27 protein-coding genes are annotated in these 24,171 nt (G+C 46.3%); 21 read left to right on the forward strand and 6 right to left on the reverse strand.

Going from position 1 to position 24,171, the window contains the following annotated elements; translation table 11 throughout:
• Window positions 1–24: 24 nt before the first annotated feature.
• From UXZ23_RS14325 to UXZ23_RS14335, 3 genes are read left to right on the forward strand one after another with little or no spacing between them, the layout of a single operon-like run.
• Window positions 25–384 (forward strand): translation initiation factor Sui1, encoded by a 360-nt coding sequence (locus UXZ23_RS14325; protein WP_320821229.1) that lies wholly within the window; start codon window positions 25–27, stop codon window positions 382–384.
• The gene (locus UXZ23_RS14330) at window positions 384–932 is read left to right on the forward strand and encodes an NAD(P)H-dependent oxidoreductase (protein WP_320821230.1); all 549 of its coding nucleotides are present in this window, start codon (window positions 384–386) and stop codon (window positions 930–932) included. The genes UXZ23_RS14325 and UXZ23_RS14330 overlap by 1 nt, the downstream gene beginning before the upstream one ends.
• Window positions 925–2,763 (forward strand): monovalent cation:proton antiporter-2 (CPA2) family protein, encoded by a 1,839-nt coding sequence (locus UXZ23_RS14335; RefSeq protein WP_320821231.1) that lies wholly within the window; start codon window positions 925–927, stop codon window positions 2,761–2,763. Before UXZ23_RS14330 ends, UXZ23_RS14335 begins: the two co-directional genes overlap by 8 nt.
• Before the next feature lie 31 nt (window positions 2,764–2,794).
• On the opposite strand, the gene UXZ23_RS14340 is transcribed toward UXZ23_RS14335, so the two are convergent.
• A complete protein-coding gene (locus UXZ23_RS14340; protein WP_320821232.1) occupies window positions 2,795–3,190 on the reverse strand; it encodes a thioesterase family protein in 396 nt (131 codons plus the stop codon).
• Between the two features lie 108 nt (window positions 3,191–3,298).
• On the opposite strand from UXZ23_RS14340, the gene tadA reads away from it, so the two are divergent.
• Entirely contained in the window at window positions 3,299–3,820 is a 522-nt protein-coding gene (gene tadA / locus UXZ23_RS14345) for a tRNA adenosine(34) deaminase TadA (RefSeq protein ID WP_320821233.1), read from the forward strand.
• Window positions 3,821–3,837: 17 nt separating this feature from the next.
• Here tadA and mltF read toward each other — a convergent pair whose 3' ends face one another.
• Window positions 3,838–5,277, reverse strand: coding sequence for a membrane-bound lytic murein transglycosylase MltF (gene mltF, locus UXZ23_RS14350; RefSeq protein WP_320821234.1), 1,440 nt, complete (start codon window positions 5,275–5,277; stop codon window positions 3,838–3,840).
• A 328-nt stretch (window positions 5,278–5,605) separates the two neighbouring features.
• Here mltF and purL point away from each other — a divergent pair, with 328 nt between their 5' ends.
• The 5 genes from purL to UXZ23_RS14375 all read left to right on the forward strand — a co-directional run bounded on the left by purL (window position 5,606) and on the right by UXZ23_RS14375 (window position 11,037).
• The gene (gene purL / locus UXZ23_RS14355) at window positions 5,606–9,481 is read left to right on the forward strand and encodes a phosphoribosylformylglycinamidine synthase (RefSeq protein WP_320821235.1); all 3,876 of its coding nucleotides are present in this window, start codon (window positions 5,606–5,608) and stop codon (window positions 9,479–9,481) included.
• 161 nt (window positions 9,482–9,642) lie between these two features.
• Window positions 9,643–9,918 carry a BrnT family toxin gene (locus UXZ23_RS14360; RefSeq protein ID WP_320821236.1) on the forward strand — a complete coding sequence of 92 codons (276 nt, stop codon included), beginning with the start codon at window positions 9,643–9,645 and terminating at the stop codon, window positions 9,916–9,918.
• A complete protein-coding gene (locus UXZ23_RS14365) occupies window positions 9,896–10,171 on the forward strand; it encodes a BrnA antitoxin family protein (protein WP_320821237.1) in 276 nt (91 codons plus the stop codon). Before UXZ23_RS14360 ends, UXZ23_RS14365 begins: the two co-directional genes overlap by 23 nt.
• A gap of 12 nt (window positions 10,172–10,183) precedes the next feature.
• Window positions 10,184–10,363: a hypothetical protein gene (locus UXZ23_RS14370; RefSeq protein ID WP_320821238.1), complete on the forward strand. Its 180-nt coding sequence runs from the start codon at window positions 10,184–10,186 to the stop codon at window positions 10,361–10,363.
• A 41-nt stretch (window positions 10,364–10,404) separates the two neighbouring features.
• Window positions 10,405–11,037, forward strand: a complete 633-nt coding sequence (locus UXZ23_RS14375; protein ID WP_320821239.1) for a hypothetical protein — start codon at window positions 10,405–10,407, stop codon at window positions 11,035–11,037.
• 10 nt (window positions 11,038–11,047) lie between these two features.
• Here the strand turns inward: UXZ23_RS14375 and nadS are convergent, their stop codons facing one another.
• Entirely contained in the window at window positions 11,048–11,338 is a 291-nt protein-coding gene (gene nadS / locus UXZ23_RS14380; RefSeq protein ID WP_320821240.1) for a NadS family protein, read from the reverse strand.
• Between the two features lie 220 nt (window positions 11,339–11,558).
• On the opposite strand from nadS, the gene UXZ23_RS14385 reads away from it, so the two are divergent.
• From UXZ23_RS14385 to UXZ23_RS14400, 4 genes are all read left to right on the forward strand, one after another.
• Window positions 11,559–12,125, forward strand: a complete 567-nt coding sequence (locus tag UXZ23_RS14385) for a Crp/Fnr family transcriptional regulator (RefSeq protein ID WP_320821241.1) — start codon at window positions 11,559–11,561, stop codon at window positions 12,123–12,125.
• Window positions 12,126–12,210: 85 nt separating this feature from the next.
• On the forward strand, window positions 12,211–12,654 hold the full coding sequence (locus tag UXZ23_RS14390; RefSeq protein ID WP_320821242.1) for an MAPEG family protein: 444 nt from the start codon (window positions 12,211–12,213) through the stop codon (window positions 12,652–12,654).
• 239 nt (window positions 12,655–12,893) lie between these two features.
• Complete coding sequence (locus tag UXZ23_RS14395; RefSeq protein WP_025264953.1) at window positions 12,894–13,118, forward strand: hypothetical protein; 225 nt, start codon at window positions 12,894–12,896, stop codon at window positions 13,116–13,118.
• Window positions 13,119–13,157: 39 nt separating this feature from the next.
• The gene (locus tag UXZ23_RS14400) at window positions 13,158–13,283 is read left to right on the forward strand and encodes a hypothetical protein (protein ID WP_276679686.1); all 126 of its coding nucleotides are present in this window, start codon (window positions 13,158–13,160) and stop codon (window positions 13,281–13,283) included.
• A 71-nt stretch (window positions 13,284–13,354) separates the two neighbouring features.
• Here UXZ23_RS14400 and UXZ23_RS14405 read toward each other — a convergent pair whose 3' ends face one another.
• The gene (locus UXZ23_RS14405; protein ID WP_320821243.1) at window positions 13,355–14,080 is read right to left on the reverse strand and encodes a phosphoadenylyl-sulfate reductase; all 726 of its coding nucleotides are present in this window, start codon (window positions 14,078–14,080) and stop codon (window positions 13,355–13,357) included.
• Window positions 14,081–14,680: 600 nt separating this feature from the next.
• On the opposite strand from UXZ23_RS14405, the gene UXZ23_RS14410 reads away from it, so the two are divergent.
• Window positions 14,681–15,211, forward strand: coding sequence for a hypothetical protein (locus tag UXZ23_RS14410; protein ID WP_320821244.1), 531 nt, complete (start codon window positions 14,681–14,683; stop codon window positions 15,209–15,211).
• Between the two features lie 110 nt (window positions 15,212–15,321).
• Here the strand turns inward: UXZ23_RS14410 and UXZ23_RS14415 are convergent, their stop codons facing one another.
• Window positions 15,322–16,128, reverse strand: a complete 807-nt coding sequence (locus UXZ23_RS14415; protein WP_320821245.1) for an ion transporter — start codon at window positions 16,126–16,128, stop codon at window positions 15,322–15,324.
• A 169-nt stretch (window positions 16,129–16,297) separates the two neighbouring features.
• A complete protein-coding gene (locus tag UXZ23_RS14420) occupies window positions 16,298–18,037 on the reverse strand; it encodes a Na/Pi cotransporter family protein (protein ID WP_320821246.1) in 1,740 nt (579 codons plus the stop codon).
• A gap of 324 nt (window positions 18,038–18,361) precedes the next feature.
• On the opposite strand from UXZ23_RS14420, the gene UXZ23_RS14425 reads away from it, so the two are divergent.
• From UXZ23_RS14425 to UXZ23_RS14455, 7 genes are all read left to right on the forward strand, one after another.
• Window positions 18,362–19,399 carry an HlyD family secretion protein gene (locus UXZ23_RS14425; protein WP_320821247.1) on the forward strand — a complete coding sequence of 346 codons (1,038 nt, stop codon included), beginning with the start codon at window positions 18,362–18,364 and terminating at the stop codon, window positions 19,397–19,399.
• Window positions 19,400–19,401: 2 nt separating this feature from the next.
• Window positions 19,402–20,940 (forward strand): DHA2 family efflux MFS transporter permease subunit, encoded by a 1,539-nt coding sequence (locus UXZ23_RS14430; protein ID WP_320821248.1) that lies wholly within the window; start codon window positions 19,402–19,404, stop codon window positions 20,938–20,940.
• A 168-nt stretch (window positions 20,941–21,108) separates the two neighbouring features.
• Entirely contained in the window at window positions 21,109–21,360 is a 252-nt protein-coding gene (rpsP, locus tag UXZ23_RS14435; protein ID WP_015487742.1) for a 30S ribosomal protein S16, read from the forward strand.
• Window positions 21,361–21,384: 24 nt separating this feature from the next.
• The gene (rimM, locus tag UXZ23_RS14440; protein ID WP_320821249.1) at window positions 21,385–21,909 is read left to right on the forward strand and encodes a ribosome maturation factor RimM; all 525 of its coding nucleotides are present in this window, start codon (window positions 21,385–21,387) and stop codon (window positions 21,907–21,909) included.
• Window positions 21,910–21,950: 41 nt separating this feature from the next.
• Window positions 21,951–22,706: a tRNA (guanosine(37)-N1)-methyltransferase TrmD gene (gene trmD / locus UXZ23_RS14445; protein WP_320821250.1), complete on the forward strand. Its 756-nt coding sequence runs from the start codon at window positions 21,951–21,953 to the stop codon at window positions 22,704–22,706.
• 11 nt (window positions 22,707–22,717) lie between these two features.
• Window positions 22,718–23,071, forward strand: a complete 354-nt coding sequence (rplS, locus tag UXZ23_RS14450) for a 50S ribosomal protein L19 (RefSeq protein ID WP_015487739.1) — start codon at window positions 22,718–22,720, stop codon at window positions 23,069–23,071.
• 146 nt (window positions 23,072–23,217) lie between these two features.
• Window positions 23,218–24,078, forward strand: a complete 861-nt coding sequence (locus UXZ23_RS14455) for a DsbC family protein (RefSeq protein WP_320821251.1) — start codon at window positions 23,218–23,220, stop codon at window positions 24,076–24,078.
• Window positions 24,079–24,171 lie beyond the last annotated feature (93 nt).

Consider the following 24,171-nt stretch of genomic DNA (forward strand, 5'->3'; position numbering starts at 1 on the left):
TAAATACAGCAATAAGATGTACCCATGTCGAAAAAATTCTCTTCTGGCGGTTTAGTTTACTCTACTGAAATTGGTCGCACTTGCCCTGATTGTCGAGCTGCAATTGCAGACTGCCGATGCGGCGAAGATGAGCAGCCGCAGGGTGACGGTATTGTGCGCGTTAGTCGCGAAACGAAAGGTCGTGGCGGTAAGGTTATGACCTTGATCACAGGTATACCTTTGGTCGGTGCAGAGCTCAAAACATTAGCGAAAGATTTAAAGAAAAAATGCGGTGTTGGCGGTGCCTTAAAAGATGGCGTTGTTGAAATTCAAGGGGATCAGAGAGATTTGCTGGTGGCTGAATTAACTAAGCGTGGTTTCACCGTTCGTAAGTCGGGCGGCTGATGATGGCGAAAGCGCTTATTATATATGCCCATCCTGCTCATCAACGCTCTCAAGCGAATCAAACCTTACTGGATACCATTGCTGGTATTGCTGATGTGACGGTTCATGATCTGTATGAGCAGTATCCAAACTTTCATATAGATGTTGAACGCGAGCAGGCTTTGTTGCTTCAACATGACATCATTGTTTTTCAACATCCTGTTTATTGGTACAACGCCCCAGCCTTGCTTCGAGAGTGGCAGGATCTTGTGCTGGTATATGGCTTTGCTTACGGGCGTAACAGTCAAAAATTAGCAGGAAAAGTATTTTGGCCAGTGCTTACCGCAGGTGCATCTCATAGCTCTTATTCGGAGAGCGGCATTAATCGCCATTCCCTAGCGGATTTCTTCATTGCTTATCCTCAAATTGCCCATCTGTGTGGTATGCACTACGAAACGCCTTACGAAATATTCTCGAGCCGTCAGAAGACTCAAGCAGCTATGCAAGACGTTGCTAATGGCTATCGGGATAAGTTAATTGCATTACTGGCGGGAATGACTCATGGCTGAAACTAGTTTAATGCATCAGGCATTGGTGTTTTTACTTGCTGCTGTGATTTCAGTGCCGGTTGCTAGTCGTCTCGGGTTGGGCTCGGTGCTTGGGTATTTATCCGCCGGTGCGGTTATTGGTCCATTTGCATTTGGTTTCATCGGTACTGATATTGGCGGTGTCATGCATTTCGCCGAGTTTGGCGTCGTCATGATGTTATTCCTGGTCGGCTTAGAACTGCAGCCATCACTCTTGTGGCGTATGCGTGTTCCCATTGTCGGTTTGGGTGGATTGCAAGTTGTGCTTACCACGGTTGCCATTGCGGGTGTGGCGATGGCGCTCGATATGGGCTGGCAGCATGCGACAGCGATCGGCATGATTCTAGCGCTGTCATCGACGGCCATTGTATTGCAAACCCTAAATGAAAAAGGGTTGATGAAAAACGATGCTGGGCAATCGGCATTTTCGGTTTTGTTATTTCAAGACATCGCCGTTATACCTATGTTGGCAATATTACCCTTGTTGGCGGTCACCGACGTGGAGCATGTCTCTGCGAAGCATGGTTTACCAGGCTGGCAAGGTACGCTGCTGGTACTAGCAGTAGTCAGTTCGATTGTCGTCGTCGGACGCTTAGTTAGCCGCCATGTATTTCGTATTATTGCGGCAACCAAGTTACGTGAAACTTTTACCGCGATGGCATTGTTGCTGGTGGTTGGTATTGCTGTATTAATGGAATATGTCGGTCTTTCACCGGCTTTAGGTACTTTCATTGCGGGTGTGGTTTTAGCAACGAGCGAATACCGACATGAGCTAGAAGCCGAAGTCGAGCCCTTTAAAGGCTTACTGTTGGCGCTGTTTTTTATCTCAGTTGGTGCCAGCATCGATTTCGGTTTGTTTTTAGAAAATCCGTGGCCGATCCTTGCCTTAGTAGTAGGGCTAGTGCTGATTAAAATGGTGATTTTATTAGTGCTAGGGTGGGGCTTTGGTATGTCGGCTCGTAGCAATGCTATTTTTACGTTTTCGTTGGCACAAGGCGGTGAATTCGCATTCGTTTTACTGAGTTTTACGTCTAGCCAAGATATTTTGCCGGCAGCGATTGTTGAGCCGATGGGGCTAGTGGTAGCGCTATCAATGGCCATTACTCCCTTGTTATTCGTGCTCAATGAGCGGGTGGTGTTACCTAAACTTTCGGGCAACGCTAATGTCAGGCCAACCGATACCATTGAACCACATGATGCTGAAGGAGAAGCTATATTGGTGGGGTTTGGTCGTTTCGGACAAATCGTAGGTCGTTTACTACGAATGAACGGTTTTAATATCACAGTGCTTGAGCATGATGCTTCGCAAGTGGATTTGGTGCGTAGCTTTGGTCATAAAGTGTTTTATGGCGATGCCTCGAGAATGGAATTATTAGAATCTGCCGGTATCGCTAATGCACGGCTGTTGGTGCTCGCGATTGATGATCACCAACGCACGCTCGAAACTGTGCATCAAGTTCGTCGTCATTATCCTAGCTTGCGCATTCTCGCTCGCGCCGCTGGTCGTCGCCAGGCTGCTGAATTGCTGCATGCAGGGGCTGATCACGTAGAGCGAGAAACGTTTGACTCAGCATTGTCGTTAGGTGAACACGCGTTAAAGAATTTAGGGTATAGAGCCTATCAAGCGCATCGTGCCGCTATGCTGTTTAAACATCACGATGAGAAAAATGTCCACGCGTTAACGGAAGTGATTGCCGATGAAAAGGCATTCTTGACGATGGCAAAACAGCATACTGCCGATTTAGAGAAAGTGCTGCATTCTGATGATGAAGCCGATGCTGGCTTGCAAGATAGCGGCTGGGATCGCAATTAATATACCAGCCGTAACCAGATTTTGTGAGTATTTAGAGTGTTACTAAATGCTCGCTGAGAGCTTTCTTAATGGTTTCTGGAAGAGGGCAAGAAACTTTGGCTGTGTGATCATAATGCACCATTACAGCATTGCCTCGAGCGCATAAGCGGTTGCTTTGCCATACTTCGTGTTCAACCAGAAATGATGTATTCCCTATGCGTCCTATAAACGTACGCACTTGAACATCTTGCCCATAAAAAAGTTCGTCGGTATATTCAACTTCAATTTTCGCCACAATTAAATGCCAGTCTTTAGGATTTAAATCAGGTGTGAAAAAGCGAAATATGGGCGTGCGTGCATCCTCAAACCAGACGGGCAATACCGTATTATTAATGTGACCTAAAGCATCGGTATCAACAAAACGCGGCAGTATGGTTTGTGTCCACATAAAATAAACTCATATTGGATTTAACCAACATTGTGCCATTTTGAGCAGTTAATACCAATTTCTCTCTCGCTTAACTACAATAGCGTCAACTTATATAAGCTGAATTTTATGTTGTCACCCATTGGTTTGCCCATCGTAGATGATGAAAGTGCGATGCGCTTAGCCTTGCTGCAAGCTCAGCAGGCATTTGCTGCTGGAGAGGTTCCTGTGGGGGCTATTGTGGTGTTGGATGGTATCGTTATTGGTGCTGGATTTAATTGCCCAATCACAACCATCGATCCGAGTGCCCATGCAGAAATGGTTGCTTTGCGTGATGCAGCCAAACGTATCGGTAACTATCGAGTTGCCAATGCCACACTTTATGTCACTGTTGAACCCTGCACTATGTGCTCTGGATTGCTTATCCACAGCCGTATCGGCCGTCTTGTTTATGGTGCGACAGAGCCGAAAGCCGGCGCCGTTGAAAGTGCCACTCAGGTATTTTCTCAACCTTGGTTAAATCATCGCTTAGAAATTGAGGGTGGGGTATTAGCCGCCGAGTGTTCTGAAATTATGTCGGAGTTTTTTCAATTACGGCGTGATGCTAAAAAGCGTCTGAAACAAGCATCACCAAGATCATCAAAATATTGATGGCGTTTACATAACGATTAAAGAAGAGGTGGTACTACAGTCACGTTTAGAGATGACACCTGTAATGCACCACTACCTTCTCCAATCGTTGCATACTGTTCATCATTCCATACTAAGACATCGTAATAGCGACGAATATTTTGTACGTAGTTGACGGGCTCTTGACCACGAGCATAACCGTAGCGGGTATTGCGGTAATAACGACGCTGACTCAACAAAGGTAAGCTGTCTTTAACATCAATCCACAAGTTTGGATTTTTGCCTAACTGGCTGGTTAGCTTACGTGCGTCGTTAAGGTGTCCATAACCCACATTATAAGCGGCTAGCGACATCCAAGTACGGTCGGGTTCCTGGACTTCATCGTCAATACGACTGCGTAATTTTGCTAGATAACGACCACCGCCTTCGATACTTTGCATTGGATCCAAGCGATTTTCTATCCCCAGTTCGCTGGCTGTATTCTGCGTTAGCATCATGATGCCTCGCACGCCGGTGTAGCTGCGAGCTTTCGGATTCCAGTGGCTTTCTTGGTATCCCATGGCTGCGAGTAAGCGCCAGTCGAAGTTATTATCGTCTGCTGCTTTTTGAAAGTGGGCCAAATAACGTGGAAGGGCGCGTTGTGAATGACGTAAGAAACGCTGAGCACCGACGTAATCAAATTGGCCAAGGTGTCCGTAAAAACGTTCGGATAACTCTGCTAATACCGCACCGGTTTCGGCTTGGTAGAAAAAGTTGAATGCTTCTTGGGCTAAGCCGTCGTCAGAATTTTGTGGAAAGCTCCAAGCGACACTCTGCAATTCACCTAGGGTGAACGCAACTTCCAAGTTCGGCAGGTAAGTCTGCATCATTTGGAACTCGTTGGAATTCACCATGGTGTAGTCTAAATCGCCATCCGATACCAGTTGCATCAAATCAGACGCTTCCAAATCGGTACTTTCTTGCCAGCTTAGGCTTGGTAGCTGATCACGCTGCCAGCGACGTAGGCTACTAGCATGACGCGAATGCGCAGTAACCATTAAGCTACTTTGGGCTAGGTCATTTAATGACTTAGGGCGCTCTCCACCGCGGCGCATCACTATATATTCAGACACAGTCATATAGCTTGGCGAGTAATGTAACGCGTAATCGGCAGTTTGTTCTTTACTTAAACCGGCGGCTGCAAATTGTGCCTGCCCGCTTTCTAGAGCAGCCATTACGCCTTCAAGGTTATCGGCAACTAAAATTTCTAGCTCTAGGCCGAGGTAATGAGCAAACGCTTTGGCGAGTTCGTACTCATAGCCAGTAGCGCCATCACGATCATCGAAATAGGTCGTAGGGCTGTTACGCGTCACCATGATGACTTTGCCCGTTTTGTGTAATTCGTCCATAACTTGCGGGCGCACGTTGCCAGACAGCGTAGTCACCGTAGTGAACGCTAGTAGGGCAATCGCTAAAAGACTTATTACGCCACGAAGCATGAATTTTCCTATAAATCGCACTAAATTAGTGCACTGATTGTCTGGGGAGTCATTTTAGCGTGCGCGCTGCTTAAAAAACAATCTATAAACGCCGGGAACTTTTTCTACACTTTCGGGTATAGCTTCACACTCTGCGCTAACACCTTGATATGGCGTAACTTTTTGTAGTCAAAAATGCCGCGGAACAATCTGTTGTCATTGGTTCATTGATTACAATCTCAATTATCAAAAGCAAAGTAAGCAAAATCTGGTGTGGAACCGCCCGATCCAGTACAATTCCGCCTCATTTTTGCTTTGATATGCTCCCAACCTTTGGAGTCGAACCACGATGCTTGAGCTGCGTGGCGCCCCGGCGCTGTCTGAATTCCGTCTGAACAAAACCTTAAATAAGCTACAACTGGTGCTGCCTCAAGTGAGCGCTGTGTATGCTGAATTTTCGCACTTTGCAGACCTAAAAGCTGAACTCAGCGCAAACGAAATGACTGTGCTGCAACGCATTTTACGTTACGGCCCTAAAGCCCATGTACGTGAGCCTAGCGGTGAGTCGTTTCTCGTTATTCCCCGTTTTGGCACTATCTCGCCGTGGTCTTCAAAGGCAACCGACATCGCGCACAACTGTGGATTGGGCAGTGTCCTGCGTTTAGAACGCGGCATTACCTATTATGTAGAAGGCATTAGTGCTGCAGAGCGCGAAGTCGCTGCTGCGGTGCTGCACGATCGCATGGTAGAAACAGTGTTGGCGAACAGTGAAGGCGCCGGTGCTATGTTCTCGCATGCACAACCTGCACCATTAACTGAAATTGATTTATTAGGTGGTGGTCGCGAAGCATTAATAGCCGCTGATCAAAATCTAGGTTTGGCATTGGCCGATGACGAGATCGACTACCTAGCCGACAGCTATCGCAGCTTAGGTCGTAACCCGACCGATATTGAATTGATGATGTTCGCCCAAGCGAACTCAGAGCATTGCCGTCATAAAATTTTCAACGCCACGTGGACGATTGACGGGCAAGAACAAGATAAATCCTTGTTCCAAATGATTAAGAATACCTACGAGTGCTACAACGAAAACATCTTGTCGGCATATAAAGACAACGCCTCGGTTATTCGTGGGCATGTCAGTGGTCGTTTCTTCCCGAATCCTGATACTCGTGGCTATTCGTACCACGAAGAAGAAATGCACATATTAATGAAGGTTGAAACCCACAACCATCCAACGGCGATTGCACCGCACTCCGGTGCTGCAACCGGTTCTGGTGGTGAGATTCGTGACGAAGGTGCAACGGGCCGTGGTTCTAAGCCAAAAGCGGGCTTAACTGGCTTTACTGTTTCGGATCTTAAAATTCCCGGCTTCGAACAGCCATGGGAAAGCCAATACGGCAAGCCAGACCGCATTGTGTCGGCACTCGATATTATGATCGATGGCCCTCTAGGTGGTGCTGCATTTAACAACGAATTCGGTCGTCCTGCTTTGTGCGGTTATTTCCGTACTTTCGAATTAGAGCACGACGGCGAAGTGCGTGGTTATCATAAGCCAATCATGATTGCGGGTGGTTACGGCAACATCCGTGACGAGCACGTACAAAAAGGCGATATCCCTGTCGGTGCGCGTTTAATCGCATTGGGTGGCCCAGCGATGCAGATCGGTTTGGGTGGTGGTGCGGCGTCATCTATGGCGTCTGGCCAATCCAATGCCGATTTAGATTTTGCTTCGGTACAGCGCGAAAACCCAGAAATGGAACGTCGCTGCCAAGAGGTTATCGACCGTTGCTGGCAGATGGGTGATGCCAACCCAATCGCCTTTATCCACGACGTGGGTGCTGGTGGTTTGTCTAACGCCTTCCCAGAGTTGGTTTCTGATGGTGGCCGTGGCGGTAAATTTGAACTGCGTAACGTACCCAACGATGAGCCAGGCATGAGCCCATTGGCGATTTGGTGTAACGAATCCCAAGAACGCTACGTAATGGCCGTTCCTGAATCTGAAATGGACGTGTTCGACGCGATTTGTGCGCGTGAACGCTGCCCTTATGCCGTGGTCGGTATTGCCACTGAAGAAGCGCATTTAACCGTTACTGATAGCCATTTTGATAACAAGCCCGTCGATTTACCTTTGCAAGTATTGCTGGGTAAAGCGCCGCGTATGCATCGCGAAGCGAGCACACGTAAAGTTGCGGTTGATGCGTTTGATGCATCCAGTATTGATTTAGCCGAATCGGCAGAACGTATTCTTAAGCTGCCAACCGTTGCCAGTAAATCCTTCTTGATCACCATTGGTGACCGCTCGATTACCGGTACGGTTGCTCGCGATCAGTTTGTTGGCCCTTGGCAGGTGCCGGTTGCCGACGTAGCAGTGACTACCTCGTCTTACGACGGTTATGTTGGCGAAGCCATGGCGATGGGTGAACGCACGCCTGTTGCTTTATTGGATGGCCCTGCATCCGGTCGTTTGTCGGTTGCCGAAGCGATTACCAACTTGGCGGCTGCGCCGATTGCTCAGTTAGCGGATATCAAACTATCCGCTAACTGGATGTGTGCTGCCGGTCACGACGGCGAAGACGAAAAATTGTATGCCACGGTGAAGGCTGTGGGTATGGAGTTGTGTCCAGATTTGCAGGTTACTATTCCTGTGGGTAAAGACTCCATGTCGATGAAAACGCGCTGGACCGAAGGCGCAGAAGACAAAGCAGTCACTTCGCCTATGTCGTTGGTGATCACAGGTTTTGCGCCTGTATCCGATGCGCGCAAGGTGATGACGCCGCAATTAAAAACCGATGCCGGTGCAACCGACTTGGTATTAGTTGACTTAGGCCGTGGTCAAAACCGTTTAGGTGCGTCTTGTTTAGCGCAGGTGTATCAGCAAGTTGGCCAACAACCGGCCGACCTCGATGATGCCGAAGATTTAAAAGCCTTTTTCGCCGTGGTTCAGGGCTTAAATAGCGACGATAAATTGCTGGCTTACCACGACCGTTCCGACGGTGGTTTATTCGCAACATTAACTGAGATGGCGTTTGCGGGTCATTGCGGTATCGACGTTAAACTCGATTTATTGGCCGACACAGAAGCGGATTTAGCCGCTGCCTTGTTTGCGGAAGAACTCGGTGCCGTGATGCAGGTTCGCCGCGACGACTTAGAAGAAGTGCTGGCGCAGTTCGAAGGCGCAGGCTTGGGTGAGTGCACTCAGGTGATCGGCTCTATCAATGAAGACGACCAGATTATCTTCAGCTTCCAAGACGAAGACGTATTGAGCGAAAGCCGTGTGACTTGGCAGCGTTTGTGGTCACAAACTAGCTACGAAATGCAGGCACGTCGCGACAACGTAGAATGTGCGAAGCAAGAATTCGATGCTTTATTAGACGCAGAAAACCCAGGTATCAATGCCGAATTAACCTTCGACATTAACGACGACATTACCGCCGGTCTCGAAGGTCGCCCATGCGTTGCGATTTTGCGTGAGCAAGGTGTCAATGGCCAAATCGAAATGGCCGCGGCGTTTGATCGTGCGGGTTTCGATACTGTCGACGTGCACATGAGCGACGTATTAAGCGGCGCAGTGACGTTTGAAAACTTCCGTGGCCTAGTGGCGTGTGGTGGTTTCTCTTACGGGGACGTATTGGGTGCCGGGGAAGGTTGGGCGAAGTCTATTCTCTTCAACGAACAAGCCCGCAGCCAGTTTAAAGCCTTCTTCGAACGTGAAGACACTTTCGCACTTGGTGTGTGTAACGGCTGCCAGATGCTCTCCAACTTGCACGAGTTGATTCCGGGCGCAGAACACTGGCCGCACTTTGTACGTAACATGAGCGAACAGTTTGAAGCCCGTGTCGCTATGGTTGAAGTGCAAGAATCGGATTCCGTATTCCTAGCGGGTATGGCCGGTTCGCGTATGCCGATTGCTATTGCCCATGGCGAAGGTCGTGCCGAGTTTGGTTCCGACGACGACATCAGCGAACTGGCGGGCCAGATCGCGCTGCGTTTCGTCGACAACTACGGCCAAGTGACGCAGCAATACCCAGCCAATCCGAACGGCTCACCGCAAGGCATTACCGGTTTAACCGCGAACGAAGGCCGTGTCACCATTATGATGCCGCACCCAGAGCGTGTATTCCGTGCCATCCAAAACTCTTATATTCCGAGCGAAGATTGGAGCGAAGACGGTGCTTGGCTACGTATGTTCCGCAATGCCCGGGTGTGGTGTGAAGAGAATTGATTGATCGTTAAAATCAACTCGTAGGAGCGCATCTTGTGCGCAATTAAAAAGGCCGCTTTTGCGGTCTTTTTATGGTCTGTGATTTACAAATTGTATATTCAATTAGATTGACGATCAGATTTTTGTACATACAATAAACATATCTATCTAAGGGAATGGATATGAAGATTGAGTTTGACCCAGAAAAGAACCGAGCAAATATCACCAAACATGGAGTTTCATTCGCTGAAGCTAAGATTTTTGACTTCGACAACTCGGTGATCGCAGAAGATGAGCGGCGAGAATATGGAGAAACTCGGTACATTGCTCTAGGGATTTTGAGACACAGGCTCCATGTTATGGTGTTCACCCTAATTAAGGATGGCATTCGGGTCATCAGTTTACGTAAGGCTAATTCACGGGAGGTAATGCGTTATGAACAAGCATCTGATCGATAAACATGGCGAAGTTCGTGAACTAAGTGCCGATGATATGAAGCAATTTCGCCCAGCAGCAGAAGTTCTGCCTAAGGCATCGCACAAAGCCTTACGTGTACGTGGTAAACAGAAAGAACCGACAAAAACTCAAATTAGCATTCGACTGTCGCCCGAAGTCGTGGAATCATTCAAAGCCTCCGGCAAAGGCTGGCAGGGCCGTATGGATGACGCCTTAAAAGAATGGTTGAAAGATCATCCTGTTATTCAGGCTTAGTGTGAGGTTTCTATGATGTCGAAATCAAACACAGCGACGGATGTCATTCGCAAAACACGCGAAATAGCAGCAGTCCGCGAACGACTTATCGCCTCTGAGCTATCGGTAGCTGAAAAAGGCTGGGTTAATACATCGCAGGAAGCGATGCTAGATAGGTTCAAGGAAAGGGCGACAAGCAATGGCGATATATAATCTGGTTTTATTTATTAAATCGACAACTGGAATGACAAACAGTGAATAAATTAAATATCCAAGACTCGGCATCCTCTATAGCACGAAGTCTCTATGATGCAATGACAGCTATAGAGGTATATTCGAGTTTTAAAAGCTACGAACTACATCATGAATATGATACTCAATTCGAGATGTACGCACAGTTTTTTGAATCTGCCGCTAACCATGCATTTATTACGTTCATCGTGTCTATGCATAAATTTATTGATGATAAAAACTCCATAAGTATTAAAAAGTTTTGTAATAAATTAAATGATTCTGAAGCTTACAATTTAGATGGAAATATAATTTCAATAGATGAAAATAAAAATTCTTGGAAAGCTATTATCTTGTTCAGGCAAAATTTATTTGGTCATTCCGGTTGTAAATTGACCGAAGACGAAATTTACTCTCGGGCATCCGTCAGTCGTAATGATCTTACAATGGAATTTTATGAGCTATATCAGCCACTTATTGAAATTCTTGAGACTGTTGAAAATGTTTATGGATCAGTTAAGTTCTTAAATGATGTTCGTGGTCTAAAAAGTAAAACAAAGTTTAATATAAAACTGCTGCTTCGCAACATGAAAGCAGGCAGGGCTGCCAGACTTGAAGGCAAATCTCTTCCTTTTAATGATGGCGGTTGCAATTAGTAAGAGCAATTCAGCTCCCTAGTGCCTCCATCACCACCATTGGATTTTTCTTTACAACTAATAACAGCGCTCTCGCTGGCCCATCGGGCGTTCTACGATTTTGCTCCCAGTTTTGTAACGTGCGCAGCGATACGCCGATCATGTTAGCGAATAACCGCTGGCTCAGACCTGTCGTTTCACGAATGGCTTTTACATCGGGAATATCAATTTGAGTAGTACGCGCTGGCGCTTGTCTCCCTTTTAGGATGCTGTCTGCTTCTTGCACACTTTGCATTAACTGGTTAAAGAGATCGTCTTTCATTTTCTCCCCTTAATCCCTGTACCGAATCAGTGCCCACTATCCTGTCAGAGGGCTCAATGAATATCATATCCCTATCCTTCATTGGCGTACAAAAAAAAGTATACGCCAAGGGAGTATCTTGTCAACGGGAGTGTGGGCGACGAATCGGCATGCCACTAGATATGGCTTTCCCTCGACTCTGTTAAACTGTCAACCACCACAGAACTACGTTCGAGTCTTCATGTTTAACATCACCCCAAAAATCGAAGCCGAAGTAAACCAATACCTTCCTCTGATTCAAACGATGGGGCGTGTGCGCACCTTTGCTAAAGGCGATGTGATCTTTCGTGCCGGCGATAGCCCTGATCACTTGTTGTATCTGACTCAGGGTATCGTGAAGAGTTACTACTTGAATGACGGCAAGGAGGTAATTCTGAGGTTGATGTCGAAAAACAGTGCGGCGTTTAACTATTCGGCGTTTATTACCGGTGCGCCGTCGCATGAAACCATCGAGTGTGTTCAGGCGTGCGAGGGGGTTTGGGTTTCGCTCAGAGACTTGGATGATCAGCGCAAAAAACATTCGTGGATCGATGTGATGCTAAGGTACATGGCGGAGCAGCATTACCTATCAATGGAGCGCAGGCTAGTCATGTTGCACCATAAATCGTTGGAGCAGCGCTATCGTTATTTCCGCGAGGTGATGGATGAGGGGATCGCGGAGAACACGCCAATGCACTGTATTGCCTCGTATCTCGGGGTTACGCCGGAGTCATTCTCAAGAATGAGGCGAAATTTAACCCACCTCTAAATTATTCAAGGCAGGCTTACCATTTGATAAGGCGGTAGACAGGTAAGTCTTTTATAGTGGCGTGAATAACTATAAAGGTGATGTCATGCTTGAGTCAGTCGAATTATTGAAGTCAGTTGAGTTGTTGAAACCCGTCGTCGCCTTAATTGCGTGGACTATGGTGATGTGGTTTTGGATGTACGTCACTCGGTTGCCAGCGATGAAGGCGGCGAAGATAGATCTTATCCCTGGTGAGGTCTATGAAGAGAAGATGGCGGCTCTGCCTGCTAGTGTAAGGTGGAAAGCCGATAACTATAATCACTTAATGGAACAACCAACGCTGTTTTATGCCTTGGTCATTTCATTGTGCATTCTTGGTGCTGATAGCCAGCTAGTCACTATTGCTGCTTGGTCTTATACCTTGTTACGCGTTGCTCATAGTCTTGTGCAGGCTGTATTTAATAAAATAGAAATCCGCTTTTTATTGTTTGTGCTGTCAAACGTAGCGCTACTGGTTTTATTGGGCAATGCAGTCAGTCTTCTATTCTAGAGAGCATTTGATGCGGTGCTTATAGCGTCATTATGACGCTAGCAAGTCGTTCTATACTGATATGAATTTTGGCCCAATATAAAGGCCGCAATCGTGGCCTTTTTTGTCTCTTTTTAGATTGAAATTAATTTTTTGAATCTCGTTGTCATAAAAACTTAATATTTTATTCCGCTAGTATTGTTGAATGGTGATATATTTTGTATATCATAAATATATCTTCAATCTTGTTGAGTTCTTTTGTGGATAAAACTAAGTCTGAATCCGCCCCCGATAAAAAGGAGACTGGTAGTAAGAAAAAATCGAAAGTAGCTAAGAATGACGCCCAGTTGTTGATTCGCATCAATGGTGTTGAGCGCGATGAATTTTTAGCCTTGTGTGACGATTTAGATACCAGTGCAGCACGGGAGATTCGACGATTTATTCGTAGCTTTATTCGAGAGCATCAAGAGACTGATGATCAATGAAGGCGTAAGCCAAATATTAAAGAAAAGAAGGGAATAACTATGTCTAAGAAAGTTTCTAAAAAAGTTGTTAGTATCAAAAAAGAAATCAAAGCACGTAAAGCTAAGATTTCTAAGCAAGAAGGCAAGTTGAAAAGCCTGAAGAAAAAGCTTAAAAAAGCAGCGTAATTAGCCATATTGCGTTAAAAAAGCCTCGTTAAAAACGAGGCTTTTTTATGGGTGTGGACTGGTCTATTAAATTAAAGATGAAGCCCGCACTCTGTTTTCTCTTTCCCCTGCCAGCGTCCCGCACGGCCTTCGCCTTTGACGGTGCAATGTGAGCAGCCAATAGACTCATAGCCTTCAGCAACCATCGGGTGAAAGGGCAGGTCATGAGTGGCAATGTAAGCATCACGTTCTTCTTTAGTCACATCAAGCATAGGGTTGAACTTGATAATGCCACGGCGCTCTTCAAAGATGTTCAGCGACGCGCGGTGATCCGATTGCCAGCCCATGAGGCTGGAAATCCAAATATTGTAACGAGCTTTCACTTCTTCGAGCGGCTTTACCTTATTCACTGAACAGCACAAATCTGGATCGGTTTCCCATAGGCTCTCCGACAGTGAGTATGCATGCAGGTGTTTGTCAGGTGTCAGATCTTCAACCTTGAGATGAAAGCGTTCTATTAGATAGTCGCGGTATTCCAATGTCTGCGCAAAGTGGTAACCAGTATTCACGAAGTGAATCAGCTGCTCTGGGCGAATGGTTGAAATAATGTGCAAAAAGTAGGCAGACGTCGCTGCAAATGACGACGTTACCAGTATCTTATCGGCGGCGAAGTCTTGATAGACGCGCTGAATACGCTCTTCAAAGTTAAGCGGCTTGTATTCTTCGTTGAGCTTCTTAATAGCTTCTTTAGTCAGCCCGAGGTTGTTTGTGCCTGCGGTACTGATAATGTCAGCAGACGTGTTGTTTGCGGTATTCATTGTAATTCCTTGGGCTTTCGACCCACTGAATGGAAGGTGCGCGTTGCAAGTGTTCAGGCATGGAGGCAACGATATTGGCCTATAGTAAACTGGTCCATCGTCGCTTCAAAAGAATAAATAGTAAAAGTTTTAGTTCTAAAAGGAATATAGGTGACGATTTGCGTGCAATCTCATTTAGTTCATTGAACGTGTGTGATTCATTCAAAACGTCATGATATTTCGTTTTGAACTGGATTTTTCTTTTATTTTATAATTTTTCGCATTAATTAATTCTTCGAAAATCCCATTCGATTTTTCTTATTAAATTCTAAAAATTTAGTCAATATCAGTCTTTTTATTTCAATTGGTTTTTCGCGTCTAAGTCCTAGTAAGTTGGAGTGTTATCTGCATATACGCCGATTTTATATCTTGGCACTTGGGGTGGTGTGTCACATTGGATAGTTAATGGACGTCTTTTTTCACTCGTCTAATTTTGTCCAGACATTTTCAGTCTTTGGCTGATTTTTATAATAAATACTGGAACCCCGTAATAGTTCACCTGCCAGAATAGCTCTAATAAAAAATTACCACTTAGATACGGAATACAGGGAGGGTTATAAAATGGCTAGATTACGGTTTGTTGATTTTAGATTATTTGGCGCTGTGGGGCTCTTTGCTTTGGGGTCTCCTCTGATACAGGCTGATGATTCACCAGTGCTTAATCAAACAGATGAAGACTTGGCGAAGCGGGTTGGTATGCCGTTTTTAAATGAGAATGGTATGAGTGGTGTTGCGGCTCAGGGTATTCGTGATGATTATAACTATCTGATAGGTATTGCTGATGGCAGCGGCCCCGTTGATCAAGCTCCTGAGAAGGGTGTTATGGCCTTGTTTCAATCGGTGCTTCCTATGCTGGATTTCCTTACTGATTACGAAATCACAGAGATCGAATATCATGATCCGGCTGCTCCGCAAGTAGTGACGAATACCGATGGCACCATCACTGTCTTACTACCTAAGCGGCTCGGGCAAATTGCTTATCACAATATGGCTATTAAGGGTCTTGAGGAGACGCCGCTTGGCGATCTCTTTTTTAATGATGTCACGACGGTTGAGGGTTCTAAACTCATTCTTACTCCTCGAGGCATGTGACCCGCCTGTCATTTTAGGGTAGTCATAAGGATTCCGGTGGTTATCATCAAGCATCCGCCGGAACTATGACTAGGACTATGACGTTAGAGCACGATCTGTTCTCATCAACTTTATTTTTTAAGGTTTATAATCAGGGCCTTCAGTTCTTGAATCTCATCTCTTAATTCATTCAATGTGGCGCTGCCATTTTCTTCAGCTTGTTCCGCTCGTTCTTTTGCGTGTTCATCTTCTAATACATTCACCACGATACCTATCACCATATTGAGAAAGGCAAAGGCGGTGAAAAAAATAAATGTTAGGTAATAGCTCCATGATAATGGATAAACAGCCATGGTTTCGTACATAACATCAGTCCAGTCTTCGAACGTCATTACACGGAATAGAGTCAGAAGAGATATACTGATATCGCCCCACAATACTGGGTTTATTTCAGCAAAGAAGGTCGCGCCAACGGCTGCATAGATATAAAAAATTATGAACATCAGTAGCACAACGTACCCAAGCTGAGGTAAGGCGCGGACTAGAGAATTAAGTAGGGTGCGTAACTCTGGAATGATAGAAACCATTCGCAGTACCCGGAATACACGGACTAAACGACCGACTAAGGCCATATCGCTGTTATCAATCGGGATTAAGCTGACCACCACAACTATGGTGTCGAATACATTCCATCCATTGTGAAAAAATCGCTTTTTATTCGGTTCTGCAATAAATCTTACAATGATTTCGAACAAAAATAGGAAGGTAATACCCACATCCAACCAAAGGATAACTTGCATGACTGCAGAAGGAATAGAATAGGTTTTCGCACCAATCAATAAAGCGGATAGGATGATGACGCCGACAACCAACATCTCGAAAGTACGGTTGTCTCGGAGTGCAATGGAGCGTTCTTGTATCTGCTGAACATTTATCATGTTGATGCTCTGTCTGATAATTAATGCGCTGATGTTATCGAGATTTACGGTTAATACAATCGTCTGTACGCAGGATTTTGGGAGAATGAAATCTTCTCTGTTGCCGCTTGTGCTAGGTTAAGCAAAGTCGTTTAGGCTAGCTCACATTGAGCTAGCCTAAACCTCAGACTTAGCGGTTTTGTCCAATAATACGCATAGCCTTCAAACGGCGACCTGCAGCGGATTCATTTACATTTAAAACATGATCAGCAATACGCTCTAGGCGGTTCAGTACGTCAATAAAGGTAACCCCAGCACGAGGCGAGCAATCGCCATTTTCCAATCGAATGTAGTGATTGCCACGATACTCATCGCGTAGCCTATCTACTTCATTTTCTAACACAATCGCGTGGTCGAGGTCGACTTCTTGCGGATCCATGGCGACATTCAAATGCATGTTGCTGATGACATCGTGCACCGCAATCATCATGCGTTCGATTTCAGCGGTCGCAACTTCTGGCCAGGCTGACTTGGTTTCGTGCATGCGTTCTAACAACTTTGAAATCTGGAAATAGATGTCTGCGATGCGCTCCATGTCATTGATCATGGTTTGCATGAAACGCATACGTTCAGTTAGGTCGTGTTCTAGGTGAGTGCGTTCACTGATGCTAACGAGGTAGTCCGAAATTTCGATTTCAAACTGATCCGTTGCTTGTTCGTATTTTTGGATGCGCTCCATTAGTTTTTCGCGTGGTGCTTTCGGATCGAACAATAACTCGTTAACAGAGTCATGCATTTTTTCGAGCACGTCGGCAAATTGCTGAATCTCTTTTTGCGCTTGTTCAATCGACAAGTTAGGCGAGGTCATAACGCCTGCGCTGATATAACGTAAGTGAAAGTTATCCTCATCACTGCCGCTGTCTGGCTGTAAATATTCCACTAGGCGCACGAGTTGTGGCACAAATGCGAACAAAATAATGACGTTCAATACGTTGAACGAGGTATGAAACAGAGAGAGGGCCAATGTCGCGTTGGAGCGTGCTGCTGGGTCGTCACTTAATACGGATATAGGGTTATTGGTAAAAGTTTGTACTGCCCAGTCGATCGCATCAAGTACAAAATAAATAGATATCATCATCCATATCACGCCAATGATATTGAATAAAAAGTGGAATCGAGCGGCTCGCTTAGCATGAACGTTTCCAACCATTGCTGCGAGGTTGGCGGTCACCGTAGTACCGATGTTTTCCCCCAAAACCATAGCGGCTGCAATTGGAAAAGATATCCATCCTTCAAACAGCATCACAAGAGTCACCGCTGTTGCGGCTGAGGATGACTGCATGAGTAGCGTGAGTACGGTGCCGATAACGACGAATAGGATTAGGGAAAAGTATCCGTAGCCAGTAAATATATCGAGAAACGCAAGGATCTCAGGGTTACTGCGGATGTCAGGCACCCCGTTTTTGATGAACTCGAGACCAATGAAGAGAATACCGAAGCCAACCATGGTTTCAGCAATGTTGCGCCAGCGACTGTTTTTGGAGAATAGAAAAGCAAAGAAAATACCGATCATAGCAATGGCTATCGGGGTGATTTTCATCTTGAAGCCGAATAAGGCAACAATCCAAGCGGTGATGGTTGTACCTATGTTGGCACCCATAATGACGCCGGTTGATTCAACAAAGGTAAGTAAGCCAGCGTTAACAAAACTCACGGCCATAACCGTAGTTGTGGTGGATGATTGGGTAATGGCTGTAGTACCAAAGCCAGTCAGAACGCCAGTAAAGCGGTTGCGAGTCATACCGCTTAGTATTCCTTTTAAGCGGCTACCGGCGATGTTTTGGAGGCCTTCGCTAAAAATCTTCATACCGAAGATGAAGATTCCTAACGCTCCTATCAATTGTAGGAAGTCGAAGAAGGAGTAGTTCATAGGTCACCACTAAATTCGTGCTTGGAATTGTGTTGCCGAAGCATTGAGGCGGCGATTATAGCCGCAACTATTTCGCGAGCGGTGGCTTTTTCATATTTTTGTAACAAAAAATAATTCATTTAACGAATATTAATGCTGCCGTTAGTGCGAGCAATGGATGACTACTATGGTTTGGGTAAGGCAAATTAATAGTGTTCCAAGTCGGTCAGAATCAGCCGAGTTTGTCGCATGTATGAAACAGTTCGACTACAAAAGTGATGTTTACACTATCTTTGCCGCGGTTAGACTGACCGCCGTATTTTCTTGTCGTTCTCAGGTTCTTCTATGTCTAAGCAAGTGAGAGTCAGCATCTTATTGGTCGTTGTACTGGTTGCTGGTGGCTACTGGTGGTGGTGGCATCAAGGGCGGGAAGATACAGATAACGCCTATGTTAAGGCCGATATTGTTTCTGTAATGAGTCGTGTTGCAGGAACCGTTACCGATACTCCTGCACCTGCGAATCGTTTTGTCGAGGTCGGGGAGCTATTGTTGCAACTCGATCCGGCCGTATATCAAGCCGAAGTTGCTGAAGCTGCTGCTCAGCTGGTTGAGGCTCAAGCCCTACTGGAACATCTAGCGGATCGTGAGAGTGCACAGAAGTCGCAAATTAATGCTGCAGCTGCCAGTGTTGAAGCGGCTGATGCGGAGTGGCGCCGTACGATTCAGCAAGAAGACCGGCTAACCCAGTTGAAGGGTAAGCAATACGTATCTCAAGATGACCTAGACGCAGCTGATATTAATAAGGCCGCATCGTTAGCGCGACTCAATCAAGTTAAGGCTCAGTTGGCGGCGCAGAAAGCAAACTTAGTAACGGTGAGTGGTGAGCGCCCGCAGTTAGCGGCTGCTGTCGCCAAAGCGGAAGCAACACTAGAGCGGGCTCAATTGAACCTGAGTTACACCCAAATAACAGCGCCGCGAGCAGGCATTGTGACTAGTCGCCAAGCACAAGTAGGTCAGACTGTTGAGCCGGGCATGCGGCTCTTAAGTTTAGTCACTGAACCTATTTGGATTTATGCTAATTTCAAGGAAACTCAAGTCGCTAATATGCACGAAGGTGACGTCGCAACGATTCATGTCGATGGATTGGATGGTAAGAAATTCAGCGGTCATGTCGATAGTTTCTTCGCTGCAACGGGTTCTGAGTTTGCTTTGTTACCCGCCCAAAATGCGACAGGCAACTTCACCAAGGTGATTCAGCGTTTGCCGGTTAAGATTCTCTTCAATGAAGGTCAGGATCTCAGCGGTGTACGTCCTGGTATGTCGTTAGAAGTGACGGTATTTACCGACGCGAAAAAAGCACCTGCTGTAACGCAGTCTAAATAGCCGTGGCCGATCGCTTTCCTAAGCATTGGTTGGCGATAGCCGGAGCCTTGATAGGCTCCTTTATGGCTATTCTTGATATTCAGATCACCAACTCCTCATTAAAAGATATCCAAGCGGCGCTTGGGGCAACCCTTGAAGAGTCTTCGTGGGTAGCGACCTCTTATTTAGTTGCTGAGATGATTGCCATTCCACTATGTGGATTCTTCTCCGCTTGGCTATCACCTCGGCGTTATCTGTTGTGGAATGGTACGGGATTCATTCTGGCGTCGTTAGCCTGCTCATTCGCATGGAATCTCGACTCTATGATCGTATTCCGTGCACTACAGGGCTTTACTGGCGGCGCTCTTATTCCAATGGCCTTCACTCTGATCGTCACTTTGCTTCCAGCCGAAAAACGACCGATTGGTATGGCGCTATTCGGCGTGACCGCGACGTTTGCCCCAACCATAGGCCCAACGCTGGGTGGATGGCTGACCGAAGTTTTTAGCTGGCACTACATCTTTTATTTGAATGTTGTTCCTGGCGTTTTGGTTCTTTTTCTTCTGAGCGAAGGCCTAGATAAAGAAGAAGGTGACCCTAGTCAGCTAAAGCGCATCGACTTATTCGGCATACTGACCATGGCGGTAGGCATGGGATGTTTGGAAGTCATGTTGGAAGAGGGGGCTCGAGATGATTGGTTTGATGCGGAGTATATTCGCTGGCTGGCGTTGGTTTCAGCGTCGTGTTTATTTCTTTTCGCTCGCAAGCAGTTGGCGAGTGAGTACCCACTTGTAAACCTCCGCTTATTTAAAAGTCGAGATTTTACCTTGGCGTGTATCTCCTATTTTGTTCTTGGTGCCGCCTTATTTGGTTCCGTCTATTTAGTGCCATTGTATTTGGCGTCAGTCCAAGATTATACGGCGTTGGACATTGGCTTAGTGCTGATGTGGGTAGGTTTTCCTCAGTTGCCTTTTTTCCCACTTATTCCGCGCATGCTAAAGTACATCGATGCTAAGTATCTGGTTGCTTTTGGATTTTTAGTGGTCGGTGGCAGTATGTTTATGAACATACATATGACCACGAACTACACGGGTGCCTACTTAATACCGGCCTTGCTGATTCGTGCGATAGGGCAACCTTTTATCATTGTACCCTTATCGATTTTATCGTCGCAGAACTTGGATCCAAAAGAAGTGCCGTCGGCATCTACTCTTTATAATGTGATGCGCAACTTAGGTGGCGCAGTGGGAATTGCCATGTTGGCGACGACATTGGAGTATCGCACTGATGTTCACTTAGCGGATTTGCAGCAGCGTATCGTTATGGGCAGTCAAAATGCGATGGAATATCTACGTCAACTAGGTGACGTACTGCAAGCCGGTGGCGGCAACGCCGATCAAAGTGTTGGTGTACTTATGACTGAGTTACACAAGCAAGCTATGGTGATGTCTTATAACGAAGCCTTCTTTGGTTTGGGCATCGCTTTGCTGTTAGCGTCGTTGGTGTCTTTGAGTATTCGCCCGGCGATAAAGTCCAATAACGCCGAAGCGCCTGTCCATTAATCAATGCTTGTGCTGGGGTGGCAGATTTTATACACTACGCGCCCTTTTAATAGGCCCCGTCCGTCTAAGTGATGTTCAATATTGAGCACATTGAAGTGGTTGGGAAGATAAACGACAAGCGATTCCAAAACTTGTCACTTGATAAAACGATCGGAGTGATCTGAATTTATGGTAGTTATCCGTTTGGCCCGTGGCGGCTCTAAAAAACGTCCTTTTTATCACATTAACGTAGCTGATGCCCGCTCACCACGTGACGGTCGCTTTATCGAGCGTGTTGGATTTTTCAATCCAGTTGCTCGTGGCCAAGAAGAGGCCTTGCGTCTGGATCTTGAGCGCGTTGACTATTGGTTGAGCAAAGGTGCACAACCAACAGAACGTGTTGAGAAATTGGTTAAAGATCTCAAGAAAGCTCAGGCTTAATTGTCAAACGCGGAGTTGTCTGTAGTGTCTGAAGAGAACATTTCAGTATTAGGAAAGGTCTCAACGGCATTTGGTATTAAAGGTTGGATCAAAGTATTTTCTTACACCGATCCGGTCACCAACATTCTGGATTACCCCATTTGGCAACTTAAGATTCAAGGTCAGTGGAAAGAATTCAAAGTGCTGCAAGGCAAGGCGCAGGGCAAAGGGTTAGTGGCACAATTAGAAGGTATTAACGATCGTGATCAGGCTCTAGCAATTGCTAAAGCTGAGATTGCAGTACCGACTGAAGCACTACCTGAACTTGAAGATGATGAACATTATTGGTTCCAGCTGGAAGGGTTGAAGGTGGTAAACACCGACGGCGTGTGGCTGGGCCAGGTGAAAGAGCTTTTTGAATCTGGTGGTGGCAATCAGGTTATGGTGATTAAACCTTGCGAAGGCAGTGTTGATCAACGTGAACGTATGCTTCCTTATGTAGATCAATTTGTTCTAGAGGTGGATTTGGATCGCGCTGAGATTCAAGTTGACTGGGACCCGGATTTTTAAACTTGGGCCCTCAAACAAGGGCTAAAGTGGAGTAATAACCGGTGTGGTTTGGAGTTGTGACTCTGTTTCCGGAAATGCTGCAAGCGCTGACTGACCAAGGTGTTAGTGGGCGTGCGGTAAAGCAAGATCGGGTGCAGATTACGTGCTGGAATCCTCGTGATTTCGCGCATGATAACTACCAAACCGTGGACGATCGTCCGTACGGCGGTGGACCAGGAATGCTGATGAAAATTCAGCCTCTACGGGACGCTATCCATGCAGCTAAAGCAGCTGCTGGAGACGGTGCTAAGGTGATTTATATGTCACCGCAGGGCCGTAAACTGGATCAACAAGGTGTGCTTGAATTAGCACAACAATATAAGTTGATTCTAGTGGCTGGACGGTACGAAGGTATTGATGAACGTTTGATTGAACACGAAGTCGACGAAGAATGGTCTATCGGTGACTTTGTGTTGAGTGGTGGTGAGTTAGCCGCGATGACGTTGATGGATGCCGTGATTCGATTGGTGCCCGGTGTGTTAGGGCATGATCAATCAGCCCAGCAAGACTCCTTTATGGAAGGTTTGTTGGATTGTCCACACTATACGCGCCCCGAAGATTATGACGGGCAGTTAGTACCCGAAGTACTACTCAGTGGTAATCACGAGAAAATCCGCCAATGGCGCTTAAAGCAGTCATTGGGCCGAACCTGGGAACGCAGACCGGACTTACTGGATGCGCTGGAACTGACAAACGAGCAACAAAAGTTATTGACAGAGTATCTGAATGAACGCGAAGCGCCTTCATCAGACTGTTAAGGAGCGAAATAATGAGCAGCAAGAACACAATCATTCAGCAGATTGAAAATGCACAGCTGAAAGAAGCACTTCCAGCATTTGGCCCTGGCGACACTATCGTTGTACAGGTAAAAGTGAAAGAAGGTACTCGTGAGCGTCTACAGGCGTTCGAAGGTGTAGTAATCGGTAAGCGTAATCGCGGTCTGAACTCTGCTTTCACAGTACGTAAAATCTCTCACGGTGTTGGTGTAGAACGTACTTTCCAGACTCACAGCCCATTGGTTGATAGCGTTGAAGTGAAACGCCGTGGTGCGGTTCGTCAAGCTAAGTTGTACTACCTGCGTGAGCGTAGCGGTAAATCTGCACGTATCAAAGAAAAGCTGTAAGCTTTTCAGCGGAAAAAACGGGCCATTGGCCCGTTTTTTTTTGGTCTTTTTCTATAGGCCTGTATGATGTTGGCAGCTTTCTACGAGTCATGAGCTTAGTTTGGCTCAGTCACTCAAACTCTTCATAGGTTAATGAGCAGATTTTTATGAAAAAGACCCTAATTGCGGCTGCGCTTGGATTATTAATTGGCGCAACAGCAAATGCCGAAATGACACTAAAGGACGCAGCAGAAGCCAAATTGGTTGCTGCTTTCGGACCCGACTTAAAAGTTCGGGAAGTGGCGCAGTTGGCTAAAGGCCAAATACTAGAAGTGGTATTGATAGATGGCAGTGTCATGCATATGACGCCGGATTTAAGCTACTTCACTTATCGCGATGAATTGTATGAGTTGACCGCTCGTGGCGCTAAGAGTGTTACTGAATCTCGCCAAGAACCGATGCGCGCAGCAAGCCTTGCGGCGGTGCCTGATCGAGACACGGTTGTATTTCCTGCGAAAGGTGAGCAGAAAGCTATGATCAATGTCTTTACCGATATTGATTGTGGATATTGCCAAAAACTACACATCGAGATTCCCCGCCTAAACGAGTTAGGCATTAAAGTTCGCTACCTAGCGTATCCTAGAGCTGGGATAAAGGATCGTGAAACGGGGCAGCTAACGCCATCGTTCGAAAAAATTAACTATGTTTGGTGTCAGACTGATCGTGGTTCTGCGATGACCGACATGAAAGCCACTCAGCGAGCGTTGAATATTACTGGTCAACGCTTGTCTCAAGCGAGCAGTCCAGACCAGGCGGGCACTCTTGAAGGAGAGTATCGTGCATTGCAATCGCAAATGATGGGTATGCTAGCGTCAAGCAAAGACTGTCATTCTCCAATTGCTGTCCAATATGAGCTAGGTCAGTCTGTTGGTGTCACTGGCACACCTGCAATTGTGACAGAAGAGGGCAGCCTCATTCCAGGTTATATGCCTGCGGATGAGTTAGCTAAGCGTTTAGGCGTCTTATAACCGAAAAGTCGGCATGTTTATCGCTTAAACGAACCCGCTAATTGGCGGGTTTTTTATGTCTGTGATTAAATAATTTTAGGATTTGGCACTCTG

This window comes from Thalassolituus sp. (assembly GCF_034111725.1).
GTDB lineage: Bacteria > Pseudomonadota > Gammaproteobacteria > Pseudomonadales > Oceanobacteraceae > Thalassolituus.

Bases quoted from the DNA above. Each gene is read 5' to 3' on its own strand.
- UXZ23_RS14325 (WP_320821229.1), top strand. From the start codon at position 25: ATGTCGAAAAAATTCTCTTCTGGCGGTTTAGTTTACTCTACTGAAATT.
- UXZ23_RS14330 (WP_320821230.1), top strand. From the start codon at position 384: ATGATGGCGAAAGCGCTTATTATATATGCCCATCCTGCTCATCAACGC.
- UXZ23_RS14335 (WP_320821231.1), top strand. From the start codon at position 925: ATGGCTGAAACTAGTTTAATGCATCAGGCATTGGTGTTTTTACTTGCT.
- UXZ23_RS14340 (WP_320821232.1), bottom strand. From the start codon at position 3,190: ATGTGGACACAAACCATACTGCCGCGTTTTGTTGATACCGATGCTTTA.
- tadA (WP_320821233.1), top strand. From the start codon at position 3,299: ATGTTGTCACCCATTGGTTTGCCCATCGTAGATGATGAAAGTGCGATG.
- mltF (WP_320821234.1), bottom strand. From the start codon at position 5,277: ATGCTTCGTGGCGTAATAAGTCTTTTAGCGATTGCCCTACTAGCGTTC.
- purL (WP_320821235.1), top strand. From the start codon at position 5,606: ATGCTTGAGCTGCGTGGCGCCCCGGCGCTGTCTGAATTCCGTCTGAAC.
- UXZ23_RS14360 (WP_320821236.1), top strand. From the start codon at position 9,643: ATGAAGATTGAGTTTGACCCAGAAAAGAACCGAGCAAATATCACCAAA.
- UXZ23_RS14365 (WP_320821237.1), top strand. From the start codon at position 9,896: ATGAACAAGCATCTGATCGATAAACATGGCGAAGTTCGTGAACTAAGT.
- UXZ23_RS14370 (WP_320821238.1), top strand. From the start codon at position 10,184: ATGATGTCGAAATCAAACACAGCGACGGATGTCATTCGCAAAACACGC.
- nadS (WP_320821240.1), bottom strand. From the start codon at position 11,338: ATGAAAGACGATCTCTTTAACCAGTTAATGCAAAGTGTGCAAGAAGCA.
- UXZ23_RS14385 (WP_320821241.1), top strand. From the start codon at position 11,559: ATGTTTAACATCACCCCAAAAATCGAAGCCGAAGTAAACCAATACCTT.
- UXZ23_RS14390 (WP_320821242.1), top strand. From the start codon at position 12,211: ATGCTTGAGTCAGTCGAATTATTGAAGTCAGTTGAGTTGTTGAAACCC.
- UXZ23_RS14400 (WP_276679686.1), top strand. From the start codon at position 13,158: ATGTCTAAGAAAGTTTCTAAAAAAGTTGTTAGTATCAAAAAAGAAATC.
- UXZ23_RS14405 (WP_320821243.1), bottom strand. From the start codon at position 14,080: ATGAATACCGCAAACAACACGTCTGCTGACATTATCAGTACCGCAGGC.
- UXZ23_RS14410 (WP_320821244.1), top strand. From the start codon at position 14,681: ATGGCTAGATTACGGTTTGTTGATTTTAGATTATTTGGCGCTGTGGGG.
- UXZ23_RS14415 (WP_320821245.1), bottom strand. From the start codon at position 16,128: ATGATAAATGTTCAGCAGATACAAGAACGCTCCATTGCACTCCGAGAC.
- UXZ23_RS14420 (WP_320821246.1), bottom strand. From the start codon at position 18,037: ATGAACTACTCCTTCTTCGACTTCCTACAATTGATAGGAGCGTTAGGA.
- UXZ23_RS14425 (WP_320821247.1), top strand. From the start codon at position 18,362: ATGTCTAAGCAAGTGAGAGTCAGCATCTTATTGGTCGTTGTACTGGTT.
- rpsP (WP_015487742.1), top strand. From the start codon at position 21,109: ATGGTAGTTATCCGTTTGGCCCGTGGCGGCTCTAAAAAACGTCCTTTT.
- rplS (WP_015487739.1), top strand. From the start codon at position 22,718: ATGAGCAGCAAGAACACAATCATTCAGCAGATTGAAAATGCACAGCTG.
- UXZ23_RS14455 (WP_320821251.1), top strand. From the start codon at position 23,218: ATGAAAAAGACCCTAATTGCGGCTGCGCTTGGATTATTAATTGGCGCA.